The 26,976-nt window shown below is 37.3% G+C and carries 23 protein-coding genes; 19 read left to right on the plus strand and 4 right to left on the minus strand.

The features are described 5' to 3' along the window. Positions 1-378 precede the first annotated feature (378 nt). From IPK35_15185 to IPK35_15205, 5 genes are read left to right on the plus strand one after another with little or no spacing between them, the layout of a single operon-like run. On the plus strand, positions 379-1,509 hold the full coding sequence (locus tag IPK35_15185; GenBank protein ID MBK8054562.1) for a hypothetical protein: 1,131 nt from the start codon (positions 379-381) through the stop codon (positions 1,507-1,509). Positions 1,510-1,538: 29 nt separating this feature from the next. After that, the gene (locus IPK35_15190; GenBank protein ID MBK8054563.1) at positions 1,539-1,772 is read left to right on the plus strand and encodes an NAD(P)H-binding protein; all 234 of its coding nucleotides are present in this window, start codon (positions 1,539-1,541) and stop codon (positions 1,770-1,772) included. Beyond that, positions 1,769-2,530 carry an NAD(P)-dependent oxidoreductase gene (locus IPK35_15195; protein MBK8054564.1) on the plus strand — a complete coding sequence of 254 codons (762 nt, stop codon included), beginning with the start codon at positions 1,769-1,771 and terminating at the stop codon, positions 2,528-2,530. The genes IPK35_15190 and IPK35_15195 overlap by 4 nt, the downstream gene beginning before the upstream one ends. Positions 2,531-2,539: 9 nt before the next feature. Next, the gene (locus tag IPK35_15200; GenBank protein ID MBK8054565.1) at positions 2,540-3,424 is read left to right on the plus strand and encodes a diacylglycerol kinase family lipid kinase; all 885 of its coding nucleotides are present in this window, start codon (positions 2,540-2,542) and stop codon (positions 3,422-3,424) included. 7 nt (positions 3,425-3,431) lie between these two features. Next, complete coding sequence (locus IPK35_15205) at positions 3,432-4,304, plus strand: DMT family transporter (GenBank protein ID MBK8054566.1); 873 nt, start codon at positions 3,432-3,434, stop codon at positions 4,302-4,304. A 144-nt stretch (positions 4,305-4,448) separates the two neighbouring features. Here the strand turns inward: IPK35_15205 and IPK35_15210 are convergent, their stop codons facing one another. Further along, positions 4,449-5,858 carry a hypothetical protein gene (locus tag IPK35_15210; GenBank protein MBK8054567.1) on the minus strand — a complete coding sequence of 470 codons (1,410 nt, stop codon included), beginning with the start codon at positions 5,856-5,858 and terminating at the stop codon, positions 4,449-4,451. Positions 5,859-5,871: 13 nt separating this feature from the next. Then, complete coding sequence (gene fabG, locus IPK35_15215) at positions 5,872-6,615, minus strand: 3-oxoacyl-[acyl-carrier-protein] reductase (protein MBK8054568.1); 744 nt, start codon at positions 6,613-6,615, stop codon at positions 5,872-5,874. A 260-nt stretch (positions 6,616-6,875) separates the two neighbouring features. On the opposite strand from fabG, the gene IPK35_15220 reads away from it, so the two are divergent. The 7 genes from IPK35_15220 to IPK35_15250 all read left to right on the plus strand — a co-directional run bounded on the left by IPK35_15220 (position 6,876) and on the right by IPK35_15250 (position 16,579). Further along, positions 6,876-8,366: a sodium:solute symporter gene (locus IPK35_15220; GenBank protein MBK8054569.1), complete on the plus strand. Its 1,491-nt coding sequence runs from the start codon at positions 6,876-6,878 to the stop codon at positions 8,364-8,366. After that, complete coding sequence (locus tag IPK35_15225) at positions 8,363-9,382, plus strand: ketoacyl-ACP synthase III (protein ID MBK8054570.1); 1,020 nt, start codon at positions 8,363-8,365, stop codon at positions 9,380-9,382. Before IPK35_15220 ends, IPK35_15225 begins: the two co-directional genes overlap by 4 nt. A gap of 18 nt (positions 9,383-9,400) precedes the next feature. Further along, the gene (locus IPK35_15230; protein MBK8054571.1) at positions 9,401-10,870 is read left to right on the plus strand and encodes an AMP-binding protein; all 1,470 of its coding nucleotides are present in this window, start codon (positions 9,401-9,403) and stop codon (positions 10,868-10,870) included. A gap of 30 nt (positions 10,871-10,900) precedes the next feature. Then, positions 10,901-11,452, plus strand: coding sequence for a hypothetical protein (locus IPK35_15235; GenBank protein MBK8054572.1), 552 nt, complete (start codon positions 10,901-10,903; stop codon positions 11,450-11,452). Positions 11,453-11,705: 253 nt separating this feature from the next. Next, positions 11,706-13,280: a hypothetical protein gene (locus tag IPK35_15240; GenBank protein MBK8054573.1), complete on the plus strand. Its 1,575-nt coding sequence runs from the start codon at positions 11,706-11,708 to the stop codon at positions 13,278-13,280. Positions 13,281-13,294: 14 nt separating this feature from the next. After that, on the plus strand, positions 13,295-14,224 hold the full coding sequence (locus IPK35_15245) for an alpha/beta hydrolase (protein ID MBK8054574.1): 930 nt from the start codon (positions 13,295-13,297) through the stop codon (positions 14,222-14,224). 504 nt (positions 14,225-14,728) lie between these two features. Then, positions 14,729-16,579: a phosphoenolpyruvate carboxykinase (GTP) gene (locus IPK35_15250; GenBank protein ID MBK8054575.1), complete on the plus strand. Its 1,851-nt coding sequence runs from the start codon at positions 14,729-14,731 to the stop codon at positions 16,577-16,579. Positions 16,580-16,701: 122 nt separating this feature from the next. Here IPK35_15250 and IPK35_15255 read toward each other — a convergent pair whose 3' ends face one another. Continuing rightward, on the minus strand, positions 16,702-17,661 hold the full coding sequence (locus IPK35_15255; protein MBK8054576.1) for a hypothetical protein: 960 nt from the start codon (positions 17,659-17,661) through the stop codon (positions 16,702-16,704). 126 nt (positions 17,662-17,787) lie between these two features. Here IPK35_15255 and IPK35_15260 point away from each other — a divergent pair, with 126 nt between their 5' ends. The 7 genes from IPK35_15260 (at position 17,788) to IPK35_15290 (ending at position 24,722) form a co-directional block, all read left to right on the plus strand. Further along, the gene (locus IPK35_15260; protein ID MBK8054577.1) at positions 17,788-18,549 is read left to right on the plus strand and encodes a ribonuclease H-like domain-containing protein; all 762 of its coding nucleotides are present in this window, start codon (positions 17,788-17,790) and stop codon (positions 18,547-18,549) included. A 183-nt stretch (positions 18,550-18,732) separates the two neighbouring features. Continuing rightward, positions 18,733-20,526, plus strand: coding sequence for an elongation factor 4 (lepA, locus tag IPK35_15265; protein ID MBK8054578.1), 1,794 nt, complete (start codon positions 18,733-18,735; stop codon positions 20,524-20,526). Between the two features lie 30 nt (positions 20,527-20,556). Then, positions 20,557-21,174, plus strand: a complete 618-nt coding sequence (locus IPK35_15270) for a hypothetical protein (protein ID MBK8054579.1) — start codon at positions 20,557-20,559, stop codon at positions 21,172-21,174. Between the two features lie 85 nt (positions 21,175-21,259). Continuing rightward, on the plus strand, positions 21,260-22,618 hold the full coding sequence (nhaD, locus tag IPK35_15275) for a sodium:proton antiporter NhaD (GenBank protein ID MBK8054580.1): 1,359 nt from the start codon (positions 21,260-21,262) through the stop codon (positions 22,616-22,618). 273 nt (positions 22,619-22,891) lie between these two features. Next, on the plus strand, positions 22,892-23,290 hold the full coding sequence (locus IPK35_15280) for a DUF983 domain-containing protein (protein ID MBK8054581.1): 399 nt from the start codon (positions 22,892-22,894) through the stop codon (positions 23,288-23,290). An 11-nt stretch (positions 23,291-23,301) separates the two neighbouring features. Continuing rightward, on the plus strand, positions 23,302-24,261 hold the full coding sequence (locus IPK35_15285) for a site-specific DNA-methyltransferase (GenBank protein MBK8054582.1): 960 nt from the start codon (positions 23,302-23,304) through the stop codon (positions 24,259-24,261). Further along, positions 24,210-24,722 carry a hypothetical protein gene (locus tag IPK35_15290; protein MBK8054583.1) on the plus strand — a complete coding sequence of 171 codons (513 nt, stop codon included), beginning with the start codon at positions 24,210-24,212 and terminating at the stop codon, positions 24,720-24,722. Before IPK35_15285 ends, IPK35_15290 begins: the two co-directional genes overlap by 52 nt. Positions 24,723-26,003: 1,281 nt before the next feature. Here the strand turns inward: IPK35_15290 and IPK35_15295 are convergent. After that, positions 26,004-26,942, minus strand: a complete 939-nt coding sequence (locus IPK35_15295) for an alpha/beta hydrolase (GenBank protein ID MBK8054584.1) — start codon at positions 26,940-26,942, stop codon at positions 26,004-26,006. Positions 26,943-26,976: the final 34 nt, after the last annotated feature.

Consider the following 26,976-nt stretch of genomic DNA (forward strand, 5'->3'; position numbering starts at 1 on the left):
GAAGTGTGAAGGCACTGCGATAGCTGCCCATCCAATCAAATGTGAATAGCGTGGGTCGTCTCAAGCAAAGCTTGACAGGCTCTTTAGGGAATGAGGGTAGCGGGTTTGATTGGTTCCTTTCATTAAATCATGATTTCTATCACGATTTTGCTTTGCATCATTCAGTCAGGCACGCAGCGAATAATAAATATAGCCGGTCAAGACGATTTTTTAAAAAATGTCTTGATCGGGACAGAAACGTCCCGAAAGTTCAAGCGTAGCTTGACACGGTACGGCGAAAAATATAACACTGGTCAAAATTAAATTTGCCGCTTGGAGCCAAATGATGAAATTTTAAACACACTCTTAGTCAGTTTATTTATTTAAATACAAAACATTATGCCAGTCATCATCAAGGAGGTAACTTTTGAAAAAGGAATATCCGACTTTATAAACTTTCCTCACGACCTTTATGAAGGTGATCCTTGCTATGTACCTGAGATATATATGGGTCAGAAAGATATGATGAATCCTAAAAAATATCCCTTTTACAAATATGGAAAAGCAAAATTTTATCTGGCTCTAAAAGAAGGTAAAGTTGTAGGTAGAATTGCAGCAATAGATAATACCAATTACAACAGACACCACAAAAGCAGCGTTGGATTTTTTGGTTTTATGGATTTCATTGAAGATCAGGAAGTCGTCGATGCCTTACTTGATCAGGCCAAATCATTTGCCAAATCAAATGGGTATGATTATCTGATGGGACCAACCAATTATACTACCAATGAAACAGCAGGAACGCTTGTGGAAGGTTTTCATGAGCCACCAAAAATAATGATGACCTATAACAAACCTTATTATGGTCAACTTTTGGAAAATTATGGTCTCACTAAAGAGATGGACCTGTACGCATATATGATTCCTACTAAAAATGCTTCTGAAAAGTCATTAAGGATAGCCGAAGCAGTAGAGGCCAGACTCAAAACTAAAGGTATCACTATCCGAAATGTCAATCTTAAGGACATCAACAATGAAGCAAAAAAAATCCAAAAGGTATATAATGACGCTTGGGAAGAAAACTGGGGATTTGTGCCATTCACAAATGATGAATTTGACTACCTGAAAAACGACCTTAAGATGCTGCTAGATCCGAAATTTGCATATATTGCTGAAAAAGATGGCATTCCCATTGGTTTTGGTATTACCTTACCTAACATCAATGAAATTCTAATCAAAAACAAGAGGGGAAGTCTGTTTCCATTTGGAATTTTCAGATTACTTTTTGGTAAAAACAAAACTAAGGCTGTTCGTGTATTGGCGTTGGGAGTAGTGTCAGAATATAGAAAAATGGGTATTGAAGCTTTATTTTTTGCCAAAAACATTGCTGAAGCCAAAAGACGGGGTTTGATAGGTGGCGAAGCTTCATGGGTACTCGAAAACAATGAACCGATGAGGGCTGCCGCAGAACACCTCAATGGCGAAAAGTACAAAACCTATCGTCTGTACAAGATGCCGGTGAATGGATGAATATGTGGAAATAGCCATAACAAAATCAAATGAAAAAAAAGGTATTGATTACAGGGGCCAATGGTTTTATTGGTTCATTTTTGGTCCTGGAAGCTATAGATAAGGGTCTTGATGTATACGCAGCGGTAAGAAAAAAAAGCAATGCTACCGCTCTTAAAGAACTAAATGTTCATATCGTTCCAATAGATTATAATGATCAAAGAGAATTAGTAGATTTATTTAAAAATATCAATTTGATTATATCATACACAATGCCGGTTTGACAAAATCACCTTCTGATGAAGAGTTTTTAAAAATAAATAAAGGGCTTCTCGTCCAACTCGTCACAGCAATCCATGAAGCAGGTGTTAACATCACAAAATTAGTGCTTATAAGTAGCCTCGCTGCGTATGGTCCGGCAGATTTTCAGCAAGAAAATATCGTAAAAGACACATCGACTCCTCATCCCGTCACCAAATATGGAAAAAGTAAGCTGGAAGCTGAAAAATACATCAAATCACAATCAAAGATACCATATATTATTATCAGGCCTACGGCAGTATATGGTCCCGGAGAAAAAGATCTGTACAATGTCTTCAAAATGATCAATAACAGGATCGCAATGGAACCCGCACTTTTGGGTCAGAAGTTGACATTTATATATGTCAAAGATCTGGTCAATCTGATTGTGAAGGCAACAATCAGTCCAGCTACCAATAAGTCATATTTTGCCACAGACGGCCATGTATACACCGGATCAGCATTAAGTGGTTTCATAAGAGAAATCATAGGGAAAAAAGGCATCACGATCAAAATACCGATATTCCTTATGAAAGGATTGGCCTTTGTTACAGAAAAAGCAGCTGGTATCTGGGACTCCTACCCTATTTTTAATGTGGATAAAGTCAACGAAATCAAAGCCTTAAGCTGGCACTGCGATGTTAGCAATTTGAAGTCTGATTTAGATTTTGAGCCAAAATATGACCTTCCTTCAGGTCTAAGGGAGACTGTACAATGGTACAAAGAAAATAAATGGCTTTGATTTGTAACTATGGAACAGAAGCATAAAATCAGATTTATCCTTAACCCTTTTTCAGGCGTCAGAAAAAATATCGACATTGAAGCGCTGATAAATGAATACATTGATGTATCAAGTATTGAGCCGGAAATAGTTTTTACTGAAAGTGCAGGGCATGCCAGAATTTTGAGTAAAGAAGCCGCTGACAATGACTATTATGCAGTCGTTGCTGCCGGTGGTGATGGAACGATCAATGAAGTAGCGTCCTCACTTGTACATACCAAAACCGCATTGGGCATCATTCCATTAGGCTCAGGAAATGGGTTTGCCTATCATACAGGGATCAGAAGGGACATCATCAAAGCTATAAAATTACTTAATGATGCTTACAAAATATGTATCGACACAGGAAGCCTAAACGATCAGTTTTTTATCAATGTGGCTGGTCTCGGTTTGGATGCGAAAGTGGCATTTTTGACAAAAAAAAATAAAAAACGCGGCTTTTTCCCCTATTTTGTGGCTACAATGAAGGAAAGTATTCATTTTCAATATATGAATCTAACCATCACCACTTCAGAAAAAGAGGAGACAGGTGATTATGCGATAATCGCGGTCGCAAACGGATCTATGTATGGATATGATTTTAGTATAGCACCTGACGCCAAAATGAATGATGGTCTATTTGATGTTGTTTTAATAAGAAAAGCGCCGATATTCAGATATTTTGGTACTGCTGTCCTTATGTTCTTAAAATTACTGCACAAAAGTGGTGTAGTTCAAATCATCCGCTGTAATGAGATTGTAATTAAAACAGATGATGCAGGCTATTACCATCTCGATGGAGAGGGATTTGTTGCAGCATGTGATACTTTTGTATTCAAAGTACATCCATCTTCCCTTTATTTATTAACCAAATAGCTTTTCTATGTTAACCCTCATCTTGTGCGTCATACTGAACTCATTGATAGGTGTGATATTTAAGCTTTTCGAAAAATATAAAATTGACAATTTCCAAGCTATTGTGGTCAATTACTATGTTTGTGTTGCTACTGCTGCAGTCACATTTATGAAAAATCCTATACCCGATACACTTACAGAAAAATCATGGTTTACATACGCCATTTTACTTGGTATGCTTTTTATTTTGGTATTTAACATCATGGCCACCACTGTTCAAAAATCCGGTGTGATGATCTCCACCATTTTTCAGAAAATATCGCTGATAGCACCTGCTCTGATTGCCATTATTTGGTTCAATGAAAAATCAGGTTTAATGAAGTGGGCTGGTATTGCTTCTGCATTGATTGCCATCTTGTTATTGAGTTACAATAAAAAAACATCAGATTCCGGGCTTACAAAGCCGACTTCCGGTCTCCTTTTTCCTTTACTCACTTTTTTGGGTTCGTGCATGATAGACATAGCCATCTTCCTCATAGAAAAAAATGGCTATGTCCGGAATGGGGACCATGAGTTTGTAGCCAGTTTATTTCTTTTTGCGGCTCTCACGGGAAGCGTATTTTTAGCCTACCAGATGATAATGGGAAAGACAAAATTTGCCATTAAAAATGTGATAGCAGGCATAGGATTGGGTATCCCTAATTTTTTCAGTATCTATCTTCTTTTTCTCGCTTTACAGCAGGGACTTGAAGGTTCAGTGGTATTTCCTGTAAACAATGCAGGAGTCTTATTACTGGCATCTTTATATGGCATCTTTATATTCAGAGAGAGCATCAATGTGTATAAAATAGCCGGTTTTATCGTGGCAGTCCTAGCCATATTTTTAATCACATTTTCTTGAAAATTACTTATAACATTGTATATAATATCCATGTGGTATGAAAATAATCATCCATATTGAGTTACACAATGGTGACTTTTACCCCTTGAATTAGATTAAATAATGTGGGTTTAATATGAGTTAAATTCAGATGTGATATGGCTATCACAATCCCAATTTCACAAAATCATCCTTTAGTACAACTTTAGTCAAAGCCAAAAGATCATCTTGTGTGATATTTGTGTTGTAATATTTGATATTGATTGTCTTAAGTTCAGATAAAACTGCAAGTAAAGATACTAGTGTTGCGTCTCCGTTCTTATACATTGCGAGTTGGCACATCCATGGAATGGATGCTGAATAATTTGCGCTTTCCCGATATTTTAAATCCCGATCCTTCAACCTAAAATGGTTATTGACCTTAAGTACACCAGCATAATTGCCATTTAGAAGCATAGCCTTAATATAAGCTGTAAAAAACAAGTGCCAGCGATTTTCCAAAATTTCTTTCTTGAAGGCAGTCAGAAATACGAATGCTTGATTTTCGGCTTGTTTGGATTTTCCACTATCAATCAGTCCAAAAATATGATATGCAACATGACCAATCCGATTGTGAAAATTGAGAGATTCTTTAGCTACCGTATTGGACTCTTTGAGAACATCAAGGGCCTCACCTGGTCTTTGGGCACGTAATAAAACCGCTGCAAGATTATTGATATAATATAAGTAGTCATTGTTTTTTTCTTTGATGGACAAATAGCCATAATTAGCAGCTTTTACAAAGTCTCGTTTTGCTGCATAATATAAAAGATATTGGCTGTAAAAATTTGTAATGATCCTTCTGGAATATAGTTTTCCGGAACCAATCAAAGTCTCAAAATGAATAAACATTTCCGCAAGTGAGTCATATTGCCTCTTGTTGTGTGCTATAAATATTATTCTGACCCATGCAAGCAATCTGTTGTAGCCATCCAGATTTTCATTGTAGAAAAGTGTGGCAAGCCATGTCAAAGAGTCATGACTTGTCACACTGCTTTTTTGACTATAATCCGTTATGATTTCGTTTGTTGTTTCATGCAGTTTGTCATTGACAAGTCTGGAGAATTCATAATCCGTTCTATATTTTTGTAAAAACTGATGGATTAGTTGATAATCTTTATATCGCAGTCTTATCTGAAGATAGTGTCTGTAATATCTTCCAATTTCATATATTTTGAGAAAATTAAAATCAGAAGAATTTGTTTTACTGAATAATTTCAGTAACTCTTTATCATCTTTGATAGATAAGCTATCTGTCATTATTTGCTTTTCCCAATTAAGTAATCTTTCAAGATTATAATCCACGTCCAGATTTTGAAGCAACTGCTCGCACCAGGTTTTGACGTAACTGTATTTTCGTTTATCAACAGTGGTCTCAAAATCTACATTTGATCCATTTTTTGCTTGCCGGATTATATTATTTAATATGGACTGTTTCTCCAGATCTTCAAATTTTTGAAAATATTCCAAAAAATCAGCCTCTAAAGGCAGGACTTTAGATGCAAACCCGGTAAACTTAATTAGCTTCTTTTTCAACTTTCATTCCTGATTACAAAGTGATACCGCCATCAACAGAAATAGTAGCTCCATTGATATAATCTGCTTCATCTGATGCCAAAAAAGCATTGATATTGGCGATATCTTCCGGTTTTCCAAGTCTTTGAAGAGGTACTTTGGCTTTCATTTTTTCAATAACTTCATCTGGCATTGCATTGAGTATTTCAGTATGAATAAAACCCGGTGCCACAGCATTTACGTTTATACCTTTTCGACCCAATTCTTTAGCCCAGGTTTGTGTCATAGCTATCACACCGGCTTTGGCTGCCGCATAGTTAGTCTGCCCAAAATTGCCGTAAAGTCCTACCACTGATGAAATACTGATGATACGACCGAAGCCTTTTTGCACCATATGTGGCACCACAGCTTTAGTACAGTTGAATACACCTGTGAGATTGATGTCAATTACTTGCTGCCATTGGTCTGAGGTCATCTTTTGCATGGTAGCATCACGGGTTATTCCAGCGTTATTGACCAAAATATCTATGACTCCATATTTAGAAATGATATCATCCACCGCCTCAGATATTGAATGGATGTCAGTTGTATTTACTTTATAAAATGCAGCTTTGTGGCTTTCCTTTATCAATTCATCCCTTAAAGCTGCACCCCTTTCGGCATTTATGTCCCAATTGATAACAGTAGCGCCTAATTCAGCAAACTTCAATATAGTTGCCTTACCTAATCCTGACGAACCTCCTGTGACAATAGCCACTTTTCCTTCTAATGATCTCATGATAAATATATTAATTAAGAAAAAGAAATAAAATCAAGGACAAAAGTATGGAAGTGACATATAACAATACTACAAAATTCAAAATAAAATACGGCACATATCACATAATCACACCAAATTAAATGATTCTATTATCTTTATATTCAATTTATTATAAATATCATTAAACCATTGTCACATTACAATTATTATAATTAGACCAAATATATTATTTAATAAAGCATGATATTGCCATCCAAATTCATAAAAAGACAAAAGACATGAGCTTTGCGCAAGCGACATTGATGCTATTGCTAATATATGCTGCCATCACAGTATATATAGTATATCGTGGTGCCACTAAAACCAAGGACATCAAGGATTTTGCCTTAGGTATCGGTTTTTCGCCTGTGATCGTAGGGCTATCTTTGGCAGCCAGCATCACCAGTGCAGCTACATTTATCATCAATCCGGGATTTGTCGCCCTTTATGGCTGGAGTGCCTTTTTAGCAATGTCGGTGGTTTTGCCTATAGGTTTGTTCATATCATTGATCATCCTGAGCAAGAGTTTCAGAAAGTATGGGGCAAGTATCAAAGCATTGACGATGGCTCAGTGGGTGGGCACAAGGTATGACAGTAAGTTTTTTTCCTATTTTATGGCGTCAGTCTCTCTGTTACTGATCACATTTATCGTTTTGATATGCGTCGGATTGACCAAAGTAATTTCAAGTGCGCTCAACGCTGATGAGCTTGTAGTCCTGATCATATTGGTTGTTTTTGTTTTTGGATATACGATGTTCGGTGGTGCCAATTCAATGGTTTATACCAATACTATACAGGCTATTCTTATGATAATAGTGGCTGTCATCTTACTTACATCAGGCTACGAACATTTCAGTAATGGTGTAGATGCATTTTGGACTAAACTCAATGTTATTGACCCAAAGTTATCACTTGCCTTTAATGAAAACAGTCCTTTGTTCAGAGATTGGTTTGAAGTCATAGTTTGCAATTTTATTGTAGGCATTGCTATAGTTTGTCAGCCACACATCATCACAAAATCCCTGATGTTGAAAACGGATCAGGATGTCAACAAATACCTCACAGTAGCGATCGTCGTAGAAACCTTGTTTTTTGCAGTACTATTTGCAGGATTTTATGCAAGAATGATGTTTCCGGATTTGATCAATAATGGAGTCGCTATTAAAATGGACGGTATTCTTTCTGCCTACGTAGTTAAAAAGTTCTCTGTTGGTATTGGCATCTTGGTTGTATTAGGACTAATATCTGCAGGCCTATCCACACTGGAAGGTATCGTACAATCACTTTCTACAACAATCTCTAATGACATCATTGCACCGGCTATGTCCTGGCAAAAGCAGCCTCGAAAAATTTCTAAAGTCAATAAATATGTCATTGTTGGACTAGCTTTAATAGCTATTGCAGTCAGCTATCAACAACTACTGTACCCAAATCTAAGCGTTGGAATTCTTGCTCAAAACGGAGTTTATGCATACTTTTCTGCTGCTTTTGTTCCTGTACTATTTGGCATCTTTTTAAAGGATACACCAAAACAAGCGGCCATTGGAGCAGCTATTACGGCATTTGTTGTACATTTCACAGTGTACTACGGATCTTTAACTCCTTATACAACAGGTCAAGTAAAAAACCCTGCTGTAGCTGCAGCTTTAGCCATTATTTCAGCATTATTGGTTGGAAGCCTGCTGTATTATTCTTATAAAAAACCTATAAAAAAGGAAACGCCTGTATGAGTACTCCTAAACCAAACCATAATGTCAATACACGAAATGCTGTCATCATCAGCACTGGTTCGTATGTTCCGACCAATATTGTACCCAACAGCTATTTCAACGACATACTTGGTGAAGATGTGGATACCTGGCTCCAACAACATGTGCAGATTTATGAAAGAAGGTGGTGCAATGAAGGTGAAAGCACTGCAGATCTCGCTGAAAAGGCTTGTATTATCGCATTAGACAATGCAGGATTACAGGCTGATGATATCGACCTGCTCATCATTGCTACGGATACACCCGAATACATATCTCCATCCACAGCATCTGTCATTCAGGACAGACTTAAACTCGTCAATGCAGGAACATTTGATGTCAATACAGCTTGTGCTGGTTTTGTAACTGCTCTGGACATAGCTACTAAGTACATCCAATCAGACGAACAGTACAATCATGCACTTGTAGTTGGGGCATATACCATGAGCAAATATCTCAACAAAGCAGATAAAAAGACTGTCACATTATTTGCAGATGGAGCAGGAGCAGTGGTAGTAGGCCACACTCATGAAGATAAAGGATGCCTTGCCAGCAAATTGGCAACCAGAGGAGAATACAATAGCTGGATGGGAATATATGGTGGAGCGAGTCATCTTCCTGTGACTGAAAATGTTATCAAAAATCATGATCATCAGCTCAAATTTGTACAAAAGATACCTACACAAATCAATCCGGAAGTATGGTCCAAAATGATCCTCGACCTATGCAAAAAAACAAATATATCCGTTGATGACATAGATCATTTCTTTTTTACCCAAATTAATATAAATTCGATATTTCAAACAGTAGATATTCTCGGAGTAGATCGAAAAAAGGCCGCCACCATCATGCACTACTATGGATATACCGGATCGGCATGTATTCCTATGGCTCTGGATGAGTGGATGAAAAAAGGTCTTTTAAAATCGGGGCAAATTATTTGTTTTATGGGATCAGGTGGAGGATTGGCATTCGGAGCTTCATTATTCAAAATGTAAAAGAAACCGTTGATGCAAATGTGGCAACAAGATTGGATATCCAGATGGGCGCTATACAGCCCTGATAAGATTGCGGTCAAAGAACATGACAGCGGTAAAGATATCAGTTTCGCATTTCTAAATCGTAAAGCTAATGGAATTGCACAAAGACTTCATGATGCCTACCTTATCCGGAAAGGAGATAGAATTGCGGTACTGGCAGAATACTCCATTGACTACATTGCACTATTTTCTGCAGCTCAAAAACTGGGATTTGCTATTGTTCCTATGAACTATAGACTTTCAACACCTGAAATCAGTGAAATAATTCATGATGCTGAGCCAAAGATGGTCTTAGCCACCGAAAAATATATAGACTCAGTAAGTAAAGAGTTTGAGCATCTTAAATACAACTTTTCGATTCTTGAAGAAATGCAATCATCTGACGAAATGCTTTTAATGGATGTAGATGAGAATGATTCATTGTTTATAATATACACTTCAGGTACTACAGGAAAGCCAAAAGGGGTAAGATATACGCATAAAATGGCTTTTTGGAATAGTATCAATACATCCATTTCTCTAAAACTGACCACAGAAAGCAGGACACTCAATGTTATGCCTCCTTTTCACACCGGAGGTTGGAATGTATTGCTACTACCTTTTTTACATCATGGCGCGTATACTTGTTTGTTTAGAAAATTTGAATCCGAAACTGTCTTGAGAGAGCTCGCTTTTCAAAAATGCAATATTTTTATGGGAGTTCCAACTATGCTCTCCATGATGACTCAGGAAAGTACATTTATTGAGACCGACCTTAGTATGCTGGATTACATTATAGTAGGTGGTGAGTCAATGCCTATACCTCTGATCGAAACATTCGGCCGCAAAGGTGTAGCCATCAGACAAGGGTATGGTATGACTGAAGTAGGTCCAAATCTGACATCTCTTCACCAGGATGATGCCATCAGAAAAAAAGGAAGTATCGGAAGACCTAACTTTTATGTACAACACCGTATCATCAATGAACATGGAGATGATTGTGCTCCAAATGAAGCCGGTGAGCTATGGCTTCGTGGCCCTATGGTGACACCTGGTTACTGGCGTAACGAAGCTGCCACCAGTTCTGCATTTTCGGATGATGGTGTATGGTTCAAAACCGGAGACATTGTTATAGAAGATGAGGACAAATATTTGTTTATAGTAGATCGACTGAAAAATATGTACATCAGCGGTGCAGAAAATGTATATCCGGCCGAGATAGAACGAGTATTGAGAAAGATGCCCAACATCTCAGAATGTGCCGTCATTGGTGTAAAGGATGAGAAATGGGGAGAAGTAGGAAAAGCTTTTATTGCAGGATCACCGGATTTGACAGAAGAAATGGTAAAATCAACCTGCATTAGTAATTTAGCTAAATTCAAGGTACCCAAGTACTTTGTTTTTTTAGACCAATTGCCAAAAACAGACAGTGGCAAGATAGACAGGAAATCTCTAAAAGGTTTATAAAATTTATTAATTAATTAAAATCAAGTAAAAATGAAATCATTAAAAATTTTTGGATTGATGATGCTGTTTGCATCCATTATTATGATGAGCTGCGGTAAGGAAGAAGAAAAAGGCACGTGTTCAGATGGTATCAAAAATCAGGACGAGACTGATATAGACTGTGGTGGTATATGTACTTCTTGTCTTGAAGGCGTTCAAGGCAAATGGAAATCCTTTCCTGTAGCACCGATTCTGGCAAATTTTGCCGACTCTATCATTGCTGATTTTAAAGCAAATAACACTTACACCGTAGATAGCTGGAAAAACGGTGCTAAGGTAGTCTTGACAGGTACTTATGCACAAACAAAATCCAGTGTGGGTAATATTTACACCATAAAACTCAATCAAACAATGCCTACGGCACTCACTTCCGAAGGTATACTCGAAGTCTCTGCTGATAAAACCAAAATGCAATACGAAGTTGCTCAAACACAGCCAACCATAGCAGGAGTAACAGCGCCAACCCCGGCAGGAGGTTTTGGAAGCACATCCGGCGGAGCTTTTGCAAAAAACAATGTTCAAAATTATGTTAGAGTAAAATAATTGTGGCTTATGAAGAATGACAAGAGAGAAGACTTACTTCTCTCTTCAGTCATTTTATAGTGACAGAAAATATTCTACAAAAAATTTAAAATTTAAATTATAATAAACTGAAAACTAAATAATTATGATTTTGAATTTGCGCATTCAATTTTCTGTTTGGTTTAAGTTAATATCGTTTTGTAAAACCGCAGCGTGAAATTCTATCAAAAAGGGTACCACCTGACCATTATGAAACACACATAAAAATTTACAGATGAATAAATTTTTTATAATTATGATATTTTTTGCGATTCCTCACTTCCTTTTAAGTCAGGAATCAGGGCAAGATGGTTTTAAAGGATTTGACAAATCATTGCCAACCAAAGCAAATAAGCAATTGCAGGCTTACGTATTTTTCTACCAACAGAATGTAGCCATGAATATCGCTCCTGAAAATGACTTCCTTAAAGGTCAGATCGTTGGTAGACTATTTGGTTCCAATACGACCACCACATCCAATGACTTCACTGCACTCTATGCAGAACAAAGAGCCTTACCTTTTTTCATCTATACACCAAGTATTTTTGATGGAAAGGCAACTTTAAGGGCATCATTTGAGATAGACTGGACATGGGGTGATGTAGCTTATGGAACCGGAGGTAATTTTGGCTCAGCCATTTCAGCAGATCAGGTCAACCTGCAAACTCAAAATCTGGAAGTTGAGTTTGTTCCTGCAAAAAACTGGACTGTCAATGTGGGATTACAGCGATTATTTGATACACCGCATGATTTGTATCGGACTTTTTTTGACAAATTCACAACTACAGGATATAGACTGGCTTACTTTGGTACCGATGGTGTAGGTATCAGTGTAAGAAGGCAAACTGACTATCATAAAACAAAAGCAGGCTTCTATAAGCTTTATGAAAATAATGTAGAACTCAATGATGATGTCACCCTCTTTGAAATCAATCACCAGATGAGCATCTCACCAAAATGGAACGTAGGAGCCTCTGCTTACTGGATCAAAGACAATTCGTCAGGCGCAGGTGGTGTGAGCATACTCGGACAAGGTTATGCAAGTCCCCTAACTACATATAACGGTACTTTTAGATTTCCCATCGGTGCAGACCCGTACAGGTCCAATGTGTTTTGGCTGGGTGCATACTTCTCCAGAAACGAAGAAATGATGCTGGACCGATGGTTTGGTTCAGGATTTATCAATTACAACCTTGGGTCTGTCTGTCAAAAAAATATTAATAGTACCACATACACCAAATCAGTATCGATAGGCGGATTAGCAGCTAATCTTCGAGCAGGATATCGGTATGGTCAGACTACAGGTGATGCGGTGACAGCAGACGTTCTCTTTACCAGTGGTGACGCCAATGGTATCGCTGATAAAAAATATAACGGTGTAATCACCTCCAATACCTGGGGAAGTCCCGGTGGTATTTTTATAGGTCACGGAGGTTACCTTTTGTTTCCGCATGGCAATGTTGTCAACCGCTTCGTTGCAGCTGTAACTGACATTTCCAATATGGGTTACGGCATTGCTGGTGGCACATTCAACATATCTAAGGATTTGATTCCCAATAAACTTCATTCCAAGATTGGTGGCGCCACAGGATTTTCGACCATTGCGCCGAATGGTGGTGGCAATTTTATGGGTTGGGAAGTGAATGGGAAGCTGGGCTATGATTTCGGAGCATTTCTGACCGTCGAAGCTCATGGCGCTTACATGGGATTGGGTGATTTTTACGATAGCAAACTGACCAATGGCAATGTTGCATCCCGTCCAGTAAATCCGTGGATGGGTTTTGTATGTCTTAAATGGTTGATTTTTTAAAAATGATGAATAAGATGAAATATACATTTTTGGCACTACTCATGATGATAGCTGGAGTCAACCAGGCTCAGAATCAAACGTTCAGCATGAAAGACATGGATTATGGCATGTCGGAAAAAATGCTTACACTTGATGGTGATATTGAACTGGCTTATACCGATCACGGCAAAGGCGAGGAGACTATTCTGTTCATTCACGGGCTGGCATCATATATTCCTGCTTGGAAGAAAAATATCGAAGAGTTAAAAACACATTACAGATGTATTGCTATCGATCTGCCTGGTTATGGAAAATCATCCAAAGGAAACTACAAAATTTCTATGGACTTTTATGCTGATGCCATATCTGAATTTTGTAAAAAAATGAATATCAATAGAGTGATCATAGCCGGACACTCTATGGGAGGGCAAATAGCCATCTCTACAGCCTTAAAATATCCCAAACTGGTATCAAAACTCATCCTTATTGCTCCTGCAGGTTTTGAAACCTTTAATAAAGGGCAAAGGCAGTGGTTTCGGGATGTGATGACAGTAGATGGCGTTAGATTAACCACAGTTGAGCAGATCAGAGTCAATTATGCTTATAATTTTTATGACATGCCGGATGATGCTCAGTTTATGATAGATGATCGCATAAAGATCAGAACTGCCTCCGATTTTAATGAATATTGTTATCACGTCACACAAGGAGTCCATGCCATGGTGGATAGTCCTGTTTTTGATTTTTTAGCCAAGGTACAAAAGCCTACTATATGCATTTTCGGAACTAATGACAACCTTATACCCAATAGATTTTTGAATGGTGGCCCAACGAAAAAATACGCGAAAGCGGGTTCAGAAAAAATGCCTGATTGCACATTTCACATGATCAATAAAGCAGGTCACTTTGTGATGTTTGAAAAGTCAAAAGAAGTCAATAATTTAATAAAGGAGTTTTTGAAATAATAGAGCTAATATTTTGATTTTTTTTGCTTTTAAATAGAAAATTCTATATCATCCTTAGAAAATAAATGATTTAGATCATCTTGTTAAATCAATAAAACCCTGCATTTTACATAGCACTATGAATAAAAATGGTTAATAATTTATAAAATACTTTTCTGATATTCCTGAAAAGAATAATCCTATTTTGATTCATAAAAAAACTTTTGATGAATTTTAATTTGAAATAAAAACTATTTCCACAAAGATGCATATCATTAATACACCAAATCAAAATTATATTCTGTAACACACATATATATTATCTTCTTTCAGAATAATTCATTAGTTATTTACTAAAATATTATCAATAATTCTTCAGAAAACATAATTGCTATACTAATTATTATTGTCGCATCAGTTGTGATAACTAATATTATAAAGGCCAAAAATGATAAAAGTCATTTCATCGACATTGGAAAAGAAATTTGCTTTACATTTGTTGTGTAATCAAAAATTAAAAAAATCATGAGCAAAACAGCGTCTTTAGGAGGTGGAATAGCCTCTTCAAAAACAGATCTTAATACCTGGGTAGAAAATATGTCTTCATATTTTGAGGCCGATAAGGTATATTGGTGCAATGGATCAGATGATGAATACAATCATTTCTGCCAAATGCTGGTTGATAAGGGTACTTTTATAAAATTGAACCCATCTAAAAGACCTAATAGTTATGCATGTTTTAGTGATCCGAGTGATGTAGCCAGAGTAGAAGACAAAACTTTTATCTGCAGCAGAAAAAAAGATGATGCCGGCCCTACTAACAACTGGATGGAACCAGACGATATGAAAGCTATACTCAACAGACTGATGAAAGGATGCATGAAAGGTAGAACCATGTACGTCATTCCTTTCTGTATGGGCCCATTAGGTTCTCCATATTCCCGTTATGGTGTCGAAATCACTGATTCCGAGTATGTAGTGGTCAATATGAAAATTATGACAAGGATGGGTAATCAGGCATTGCATTATATAGATAAAGGCGAATATGTAAAGTGTATACATACTTTAGGAGCACCTTTATATCCCGGACAAGAAGATGTAAAGTGGCCTTGTAACCAGGAAAAATACATCACACATTTCCCTGAAGAAAGACTCATCATCTCATATGGTAGCGGTTATGGAGGAAATGCGCTTCTTGGCAAAAAATGTTTTGCCCTGCGTATAGCATCCGTGATGGCGCAGGAAGAAGGCTGGCTTGCTGAACACATGCTTATCATGGGCGTAGAGTCACCTGAGAAGAAAAAAACTTATTTGGCAGCTTCATTCCCAAGCGCTTGTGGCAAGACCAATTTTGCCATGTTGATACCACCAAAAGAACTCGATGGTTGGAAAATCACCACAGTGGGCGATGACATAGCATGGATACACAGAGATAGAAGTGGGCAGCTCATAGCCATAAACCCTGAAAGTGGTTACTTTGGTGTAGCACCAGGGACCAATTATGAGACTAATCCCAATGCTATGGAATCTATAAAAGCCAATACTATTTTTACCAATGTGGGTGTCACTCCAGACGGAGATGTTTGGTGGGAAGGAATGACAAAAGAAGTACCGGATGGACTTATAGACTGGCATGGCGAACCATATGATAAGAATAGTGGCAAACCAGCTGCTCATGCCAATAGCCGGTTTACTGCGCCTGCACAAGCTAACCCTGCCGTAGATGAAAACTGGGATAATCCTAATGGTGTTCCAATCAAAGCATTCCTTTTTGGTGGTCGTCGCGCATCAGGTATTCCTTTGGTTTATCAATCATTCAATTGGAATTTTGGAGTCTACACAGCTGCAACTATGGGTAGTGAAACCACTGCAGCGGCATTTGGAGCACAAGGCGTTGTAAGAAGAGACCCATTTGCAATGTTACCTTTTATGGGATACAATATTGGTGATTATATCAATCACTGGCTACAGTTTGGGCGCAATCTACCCGATGCTCCAAGGATATTTAATGTAAACTGGTTCAGAAAAGATGAAAACGGAAAATTTGCATGGCCGGGATTCGGACAAAACATGAGAGTCCTTAAATGGATTGTGGGACGTATCAATGGTAAGGCATCCGGAGTGGAAAGTCCGATAGGCTGGGTACCAAGATACAAGGATATCGATTGGAATGGTCTTGATTTCAGTCACGAACAGTTCGACAAGATCATGACTATAGACAGGGAGCCATGGAAGAAAGAATTATTATCACATGAAGAACTTTTCTCTACATTTTACAATAAGCTTCCTAAAGAATTTTTCTTCATCAGGGAATTGCTGCTTTCATCATTATGGAGATCGCCGGAACAATGGGGTCAACAACCTGAAGAGTTTTAGACACAAAGTTAATACCAAACAAAAAAGCCACCTTAATTCTCAGGTGGCTTTTTTTTTCATCATTACAAGTATCAGACTAAGAAAACACAAATTTCATTATCGTGAGGTCAAAGCTCAACAATCTATTTCAACTTGAACTGACCTTTACCAACCAAGAATCCATTGTTGTACATTTCAATCTTGTGTTCACCTTTTACCAAAGCATTTGGAAGTGTCCAGTCAATACAAGCATTGGTATCTTCATTTTTGTAAGCGATTTCTCCCGATGTTGTATATCTGACCTGCGAATTGTCAAGCTTATTGGTCAATACGCCAGAACCTTGATCATCTACAGCCACTGTTTCACCTTGGGGATTGATGATTCTTATAAAAAATTTCTTTTGCCCGGCCGGGGTCACCATATTGGTTTCTGTGAGAAAACATACTCTTAACATCTGTATATCTTTAGCCTTACTTTTTTCCTTAAGCTTTCCTCCGTCCTTTATTTCATAACCTTTTACTTCCATAAAGTTGATTTTTATAGAATTTGCCATGTCAACTTTGGATCCCAGAGCTGCATTGGTTTTGGAAAGGTTTTCCTTTTCCTGAGTTAGGGTATTTCTTTCTTCAATCACACCCTCTTTGGCTTTTACTTCAGATTCAAGACTTTGAGTAAGTTTGGTATTATCTTCAGATAGAATTTTATTTTCTTCCTTGAGCTGCTGAATATCGGCCAAATACTTTGCTACATTAGCATTTAGGGTCTTAATTTCAGTCCTCGCCTTATCCAATTCCTTTTTTGTCCAGATCAATCCATTGATTTTTTCTTTTTGTGCTTTAAGCTCTTCTTTTTGACTATCTATCAGAGCATTAAGTTGCGTATTGCTGCCTCTCATCTCTTCGAGACTTTCCAATGCAGCCTGATAGTCCTGATCCAGTTCAGCCTGCACTTTCTGGAGTTCCATCATTTCTGTCTGTTGCACCTGACTCTTATCAGTAACCTTATTGAGGTTATACCATAAATAACCTACGGCTCCAAGCAGCAAAATAATGATGCCAATGAGTATCGCAGTGAGGTTTTGTTTTGATTGTGTGTTGTTCATAACTTTAAAATTTTATATTTTTATCAATAACGTAACAAAAGTATTAAGATATTATGTACTTTTATCTAAAAATTGTAAAAATAGGCATTTTCAACTACATAATTATCCGTGTAAACCCTTACTCCTATGTTTTTGGACAAACATTTTTTAAAAAGGTGTCTTTTTGTAGATATAGAAACCGTACCAGCATTTGAGTCATATCAATCTACTCCTGATCAGATCAGGGAGTTATGGACAATGAAAGCCAGTCAACTCAGAAGACATGGCGGAACCTTGGAAGCAGAAATGTCTGATTCGGAACTATATGACCTGAAAGCAGGTATATTTTCAGAATTTGCAAAAGTAGTATGCATTTCCATGGGTTTTTTACATTATGAAGACGGAGAGCCCGCATTTGTCCGCATCAAGTCACTTGCCGGAGATGACGAGCTAATGATTTTAAATGATTTTAGTCGTCTTCTGATCAATCACTATAACGATCCGGAAAACAGCAGAATTTGCGGACACAATATTAAAGAATTTGATATCCCATTTATTTGCAGGCGTATGGTCATCAATCAAGTGAGATTTCCGCCATTGCTTGATATCAGCGGTAAAAAACCCTGGCAGACAAGTCACATTCTTGACACTATGGATATGTGGCGCTTCGGAGATTACAAAAATTACACATCTCTCAATCTTCTGGCTGCAGTACTGGGTATCATTTCACCAAAAGATGATATTGATGGTAGCATGGTGGGTAAGACATATTGGCAAGACGAAGATATAGATCGTATAGTAAACTATTGTCAGAAAGATGTGGTGACAGTGATACAGATCATGATGAAATATGCCGGACTGCCTTTGTTTGCAGATGAAAACATTGAGATCATCAACCAAAAAGAATAGTCATTTGTTTTAATAAGAAACTTTAGTCATAGTCGAAAATTCTCCCGGGTGTCTGGATGAATTGCATTTCGTTGATTGAATGTACAACTTACAAAAGGTTTAGGTCAGAGCCAATCCACAATGATTTAAATTTACTTTAAGTATAATCTGACGTATAGGATAAAATTATATATCTTTGCGCCGATGAAAAATATAAGAAATTTTTGTGTGATTGCTCATATCGATCACGGTAAGAGTACCCTTTCGGACAGATTGCTGGAGTTTACCAAGACCATTTCAGAAAGAGATATGCAGGATCAGGCACTCGATGATATGGATCTGGAAAGAGAACGTGGCATAACCATAAAGAGTCATGCCATACAGATGTATTATACGCACACCGATGGCGAGCAGTACACTTTCAATATGATAGATACGCCGGGCCATGTTGATTTTTCTTATGAGGTGTCAAGGTCTATTGCGGCTTGTGAAGGAGCACTGCTATTGGTGGATGCATCCCAAGGCATACAGGCACAAACTATATCCAACCTTTATCTTGCCATAGAGCATGACCTTGAGATCATCCCTGTACTCAATAAAGTAGACATGGAATCAGCCATGATTGACGAAGTATCTGACCAGGTGATAGAATTGATTGGGTGTAAAAAAGAAGAAATTATCCTTGCAAGTGGAAAAGCCGGAATCGGGATACCAGATCTTATGAAGGCTGTAGTAGATAGAATCCCAGCCCCTAAAGGAGATCCTAAAGCACCATTGCAAGCATTGATATTTGATTCCATGTTCAATTCTTTCAGAGGAGTCATAGCCTACTACAGGATCATGAACGGAACAATCAAAAAAGGAGATAAAGTCAGATTCTTTAATACTGGAAAAAATTACAATGCTGATGAAATAGGTATCTTACAGATGAGCCAGGTACCCAAAGATGAGCTGTCAGCAGGTAATGTGGGCTACATCATCACAGGAATAAAAGAATCAAAAGAAATAAAGGTTGGGGACACTATCACTCACCATGATCAACCGTGTGAATCTGCCATTGTAGGTTTCGAGGAGGTCAAACCGATGGTTTTTGCCGGGATTTATCCTATTGAGAATGAAGACTTTGAAGATTTGAGGGATAGTCTTGAAAAGCTTCAGCTAAATGATGCCTCATTAGTATTTGAACCAGAATCTTCTATAGCACTGGGATTTGGTTTCAGATGTGGTTTTTTGGGCATGTTACATCTTGAGATTATTCAGGAGAGATTATCGCGTGAATTTGACCAGGAAGTGATTACCACAGTTCCAAACGTTTCTTATTATTCGTATGATCATAAAGGAAATAAAACTTTAATCAATACGCCCAATGATTTGCCTGATCCTACCCTATTCAGTAAGGTCGAAGAGCCTTACATCAGGGCACAGGTCATCACGAAACCAGATTATATCGGATCCATCATGACGCTGTGCATGGAGAAAAGAGGTATTCTGACCAGACAAACCTATCTCACACCTGAAAGAGTAGAAATCAGCTTTGAAATGCCATTGGCAGAGATTGTATTTGATTTTTATGACAGGCTGAAATCAATTTCCAGAGGATATGCATCATTTGATTACCATCCTATAGATTATCGTGCATCCGATCTGGTAAAGCTTGATATCAGATTGAATAGTGAACCTGTCGATGCGCTTTCTTCTCTTGTCCACAGATCCAAAGCGGAATACATAGGTCGAAAGATGTGTGGTAAATTGAGGGAGCTGTTACCAAAACAACAGTTTATGATCGCTATTCAGGCGTCAATTGGTGCTAAGATCATCGCGCGAGAGACCATCTCCGCTTTAAGGAAGGATGTAACAGCAAAATGTTATGGTGGAGATATATCAAGAAAGAGAAAACTTCTGGAAAAGCAGAAAAAAGGTAAGAAAAAGATGAGACAAATCGGAAACGTAGAAGTACCACAAAAAGCTTTCCTTCAGGTTTTGAAGCTTGAAGATTGATTCTTATCAAACCATTAATTGCATTTATAAATGAAGTTTTTGATTATATGTCTCGTTTGTATTTTGAATGGTGTAGTATTGGCACAGAAAGAAGATATTGAAATCGAAGAAGAAAGAACTGCTTCTCATATCAAGCTTTTTGGAGTAAACAATACAGTTGATGATCTGAATCTCACCTTTAATCTTGACTTAGTAGGTTTTACAACTGATCAAAACTTACCTGTTCAGGTCGTTCTTAAACCTAATATAAGGCAGTACTTAGTTACACTTACTGCTCCAAAGGGTGTGCAATGTCAGTATAACTCTTCGATCTCATACAAAAAAATTAAAAAGCAATCTCCGGAAAAAGCAATCTCCGGAAAAAATACAAAAACAACCGGGACACAGATCAATCCTTCAAAAATCAATGTTTTTACGATGAACGGTTGTGCCAGGTGCGAATATGTAATTAAATACCTGGAAGACAATAAAATACCTTTCCTTGAGTTGAATACAACCTTACACCAGCCAAATAATGATCTTATGTTTGAAAAGGTAAAGGAGACGGGTTTTAAGGGAGAAAATGTGCAGATGCCCGTCATAGTCAACAAAGGCAAAGTAGACTTCAATATAAAAAATATTCAGGATTTTGTGAAAAGCATGAAATAAACTTTAGCAATAATTGTTCCCTTTTTTTTGATCTTTTTATAAAATCTCTATCTTTACCCCTGTAACATTATAATATACATTCATTATGATAGCAGCGGTGATACTCATTTTTATAGTTGGATACCTCATGATAGTATTTGAGCATCCGCTGAAACTCGACAAAACAGTACCTGCCCTACTCATGGGCTCTCTGATGTGGGCTGTGGTAGCTATTGCATTTTATAGCGGCAGCATGAGTATAATTGACGGCCATGATCATGTTTTCAGCATGGCTGGTTTGACTGATCCTATAGCTTTAGAAGCTAATGAAGAAGGGTTTGTTGCAACACTCATTCACCATATTGGAAAAATTGCTGAAATTCTCGTTTTTCTGATAGGAGCGATGACAATAGTTGAATTAATCGATCTCCACAGAGGATTTGATGTGATCAAAGATTGGATTAATACTAAAAACAAGAAAAAACTACTTTGGATTACCGGGGTATTGGCTTTTTTTCTGTCAGCTATTATTGACAACTTAACGACAACTATTGTATTGATAAGTCTACTACGAAAACTCATTCCTGACAGAACTGAAAGGTTATGGTTTGTGTGTTTGATAATTACAGCTGCAAATGCAGGTGGAGCATGGTCGCCGATAGGTGATGTTACGACTACTATGTTATGGATAGGAAAAAAAGTGACTTCCATTCAGCTTATGGAATATATTGTAATACCTGCTATCGTTTGTTTTATAGTGCCCTATTTTTTAGTATCTTTTAAGAGTATCTTCAAAGGTGATCTTGAAGAAGGTGAAAATAAAAATGTATTTAATAAAAAACTTCTGAGTTCCAATACCATGTTGTTTTTAGGGTTAGCTATGATCATTTTTGTTCCGGTATTTAAAACATTGACTCATTTACCACCTTATATAGGTATGATGCTTAGTCTAGGAGTCGTCTGGGCTGTGTCAGAATACATACATCCGGAGGAAAATTTTGAGGAATCTGATCGTCATAAATATTCCCCCCACAAGGCATTGTCCAGAATAGAACTGTCCAGCATCTTATTTTTCTTAGGCATATTATTAGCTATTGCTGCTTTTGAAACGGCAGTGATTGGTGATTTTAGTATCTTAAGAAGTGGAGCCAACGCACTTTCCAACTCTATCCCAAATACCAATGTCATCATCATATTGTTGGGGTTTTTATCAGCCGTTATTGATAATGTTCCACTAGTAGCCGCTGCAATGGGCATGTACAACAATCCTATTGATGACCATTTATGGCATTTTATTGCTTATACTGCAGGTACTGGAGGCAGTATGCTCATTATAGGGTCAGCTGCAGGTGTCGCAGCCATGGGAATGGAAAAAATTGATTTTATCTGGTATTTTAAAAATATCACATGGCTTACATTAGCAGGATATCTGGCAGGATGCGTAGTATTTTTACTTTTGGCTTAAAACGATTTGTTATAGTTTTCAAGATTGATCGGATAAGCACTATCATATACCAAACAGAAAATTGATTGCATAAATTTATTATCATAATTATTTAATTTACAATACATTATGATTTAAATTTTTCTCAGAATATTTTCTGTTCACTATAATTACTTCAAAAGAGAATATTAATTTATAATCTTTATTTTTGTTTGAATCCACAGAAATTGAATAATTGTAAGTAGTGGAAGTTTTTTTTTGATATTTTAAGTTAATCTAATTTACAGATATTCAATGAACAAGCGCAATTTTCTGTCAAATGCATTATTGAAAAAATGCCCGCGATGCCAGGAAGGAGATCTATTTATCAAACCTTTTGAATTTACAAAACCACTCAATATGCCTGAAAAATGCCCTGTCTGCCATCAAAAATTTGAACCGGAGCCGGGATTTTATTATGGAGCTATGTTTTTGTCTTATATCTTTTCAGCATTTTTTTTCTTAGGTATAGTGGGAGTTTGTCTCATAGTTTTTAAGTTATCACTCAACTTGTCCATGGTCGTAGTGCTATTGATTGCATCACTTACTTACTTTTTTTTTCTGCGTATGTCGAGGTCTTTGTGGATCAATATTCTGGTAAAATATGATGCTGATGCAAAACTTACCAAATCAGAAAAATCTTTCGGGTATTAATAACGTCCATTTTGAAAAACCGCTTTAACAGACTCACATCCAAAGAATGGTTGCCATTCCAAAAATCATGGTTCAGGTACACAGATGATCACAAATTGTTGTCAGAACATATTCTGTTTTTTTCAAAAGCCGAAATCACTGACCAGAGTGTACTTTATGCAGGCGATACTAAGGAAATAGTAAAGGACATTTGTACTCAAGGTACGATTCCGATGCTATCGGAAGATGAATATACCAATCAGACTTTACAATACGCCTTATTAGATTTTAGGCAAAAATCAATGTCACTGCAATCGTTAGCAGATTATTATGATCTGAGGAAGCACATTATAGCACTTGCAGTTCATATTTTCCGCAATCTTGAGGAAAGGAGGTTTATAACCATCTTTATTCCTAATGTTTTCATCGATAGAGTTTATTGTCCTATTGCATGGGATCTTGCATACCAGCTTTCGGGCTTATTCAGTCTTAAAGATGAAAAAATCGCATGTGGCAATCATCCACCATCAGGAAGTTCAATGCCGTATAGCTCTGAAAATACAAATACATTCTATTGTCTGAACTTCAGAAAAGATGAAAATTCAGGTGGTGTATACACTGAAAAACAGCACCATTTTTTTGAACTCCCTTCACCATCTATAAAGCAAAAACAAGATTTAAATATCCCTGCATGGTTCATCTTAAAACCTGCTCCGCGGAAAAAAAATGAAGTGCTCCATCCGGCAAAATATCCTGAAGAGCTGGTAACGATGTTTTTAAATAATTTTACGGTGAAAGGACAAAATGTATTTGATCCAATGAGTGGCACAGGCAGTACTCAGGTAGCCGCCCTAAAATCGTGTCGCAATGCTTATGGAACAGAATTGAGCACGTTTTTTATGGATATTGCGACAAAAGATGTCAAGATGTCATCAGCCCGATGCAGAAAGAACTATTTGCCCCTGAAGATATATCGGGTGAATACAAAATAATCAATAAAGATGCAAGGCTCATCACACCCGATGATTTCCCTGAAATAGATTTTATGATCACATCGCCTCCTTACTGGGATATGCTCAATATGAAGGGAGCAGAAAATCAAGCCAAAAGAATTGAAAAAGGGCTTCAGACCAACTATTCTGACAATGAAGAAGATTTGGGGAATGTAGCAGATTATGAAAAATTTTTGGATGACCTGAAAGACATTTACTTCAATATTGCCACATTGATGAAAAGTGGCAGCTATATGACTATAGTGGTGAAAAATATAAAAAAGAAAGGTCGAAACTATCCTTTTGCCTGGGATCTTTCCAGTTTGCTGATGCAAAAAATGGTCTTGCTCCCCGAAGTTTTCTGGTGTCAGGATGATATCAATTTAGCTCCCTATGGGTATGGCAATACATTTGTAAGCAATACGTTCCATCAGTACTGTCTGACATTTTTTAAGCCTTAATTTTTTATAAAACTCAGTAAAGCATTGAGCGACTCTTCAGGACATTCTTCCATAGGTACATGTCCGCAATCGTTGATAACAACCAAAGTATCTTTCGGAAGTAATTAGGGTCTGCTGAATATGTCAAAATTGACTAATTTTAGAAATGTGGTGAGCAATGGATCCGTTCAAAAAACAAGCGATAGTGAATGCAGAGTCAAAAGTGCGTCTATCGCCAAAGTAGAACATTAAAGTTAAACGATTGAGAATTAAGGCGATAGAATAATGCATGACTGAACGATCCTGTAAGGTCGAGCATGACAATGCGAGAAGTGAAGGAACCCGAAAGGGGTGGGCAGGTCGGAAATGAACATTATGACACCTAGCTGATTTAAGTTTAAATCAGTGCCTTCATTTTTGAGTGATTTCGTATCACTCAAATGCAGCAAAGCTGCACCATTCAGTTACCTTTTTTTGAACTAGCGTTTTTTGGTTACTTTTTTTGGCAATGCAAAAAAGTAACTGCTGCCCGCATAGGGCAAGCCAAGATCAAGTGCAAATGGTTTTATAAAAATGCACAAAAAACCGCGCACTGGTAATCCTAAATAAATTTATATTAAATTGATAATCAATAATTTAATAAGCATTCAGCAGACCCTAATTATCACAACTGTTGGGTTAACCCAACAGTTTCCAATCAATCGGAAAGTCCGTATAATTTGTCAAAGTAGAATTAATTTTTATAAAACTCAGTAAAGCATTGAGCGACTCTTCAGGACATTCTTCCATAGGTACATGTCCGCAATCATTGATAACCACCGAAGTATCTTTCGGAAGTAATTAGGGTCTGCTGAATATGTCAAAATTGACTAATTTTAGAAATGTGGTGAGCAATGGATCCGTTCAAAAAACAAGCGATAGTGAATGCAGAGTCAAAAGTGCGTCTATCGCCAAAGTAGAACATTAAAGTTAAACGATTGAGAATTAAGGCGATAGAATAAGCATTTTGGCTCGGAATGAGCGGTGCTTTGCAATCGCCTTTTTTTGAACTAGCGTTTTTTGGTTACTTTTTTGGCAATGCAAAAAAGTAACTGCTGCCCGCATAGGGCAAGCCAAGATCAAGTGCAAATGGTTTTATAAAAATGCACAAAAAACCGCGCACTGGTAATCCTAAATAAATTTATATTAAATTGATAATCAATAATTTAATAAGCATTCAGCAGACCCTAATTATCACAACTGTTGGGTTAACCCAACAGTTTCCAATCAATCGGAAAGTCCGTATAATTTGTCAAAGTAGAATTAATTTTTTATAAAACTCAGTAAAGCATTGAGCGACTCTTCAGGGCATTCTTCCATAGGTACATGTCCGCAATCATTGATAACCACCAAAGTATCTTTCGGAAGTAATTGACTGAATTCTACTGCAGAAGACACTGGAATCAAAAGATCATCGCTTCCCCACAAAATCAAAACCGGACACTCTACACCCTTCAATTTTGGTATATTGCTATAGTCCGGATTGACCTTAAACCTGTCAACCATAGCTTGCCTGTTACCTTCACGAAGGGTCAATTCATAATACCTGTCTACGAGACTGTCGGATACTTTGGATTTGATGGAATACACATCTTCTACACTTTTACGTGCCATAGATTTGGGTGTGATGATCGTCAGAAGTTGATTGAGTAAAGGCATTCTTGCAACTCTGAATGCTAAAGGTGGTTTACTTTCTTTGTATTTTAAGCCGGCGGCATCGATCAAAACTAATTTTTTTATTTTTTCAGGATGTTTAAGTGCAAAATTCCAAGCAATGTTTCCTCCTAAAGAATTACCTGCAAGAATACATTTTTGCACATCATTTTTTTTCAAAAATTCATTAAGAAATTCAACATAATGAGAAATTGTATAGTCTCCGTCAGTGAAAGGGCCCGTCAAGCCGAAACCAGGTAAATCCATTCTGAAAACCTTTTTTGAATCCTTCAGTACATCTGTCCAATAATCAAACGTGTGCAGGCTAGCTCCGGTACCATGCAACAGCACAACAGGCAGAGAATCGTCGGAAATACCTTCAGCTCTGTAGTGTACATCCATATTCATGATATCCACAAACTTTGAAGGCTCCGAAGCATACTTGGGTTTCAGATCATCTACTGGTATATCCTTCTTAATAGAAAATAAGGCTACAATTAGTGTAAGGGATAAAATGAAGATCAATACATATTTGAGCTTTCTGGTCATAATCTTAGGAAATTGATATTTTAAATACAATAAT

Source organism: Saprospiraceae bacterium, from assembly GCA_016713025.1.
In the GTDB taxonomy this organism is placed as follows: Bacteria; Bacteroidota; Bacteroidia; order Chitinophagales; family Saprospiraceae; genus OLB9.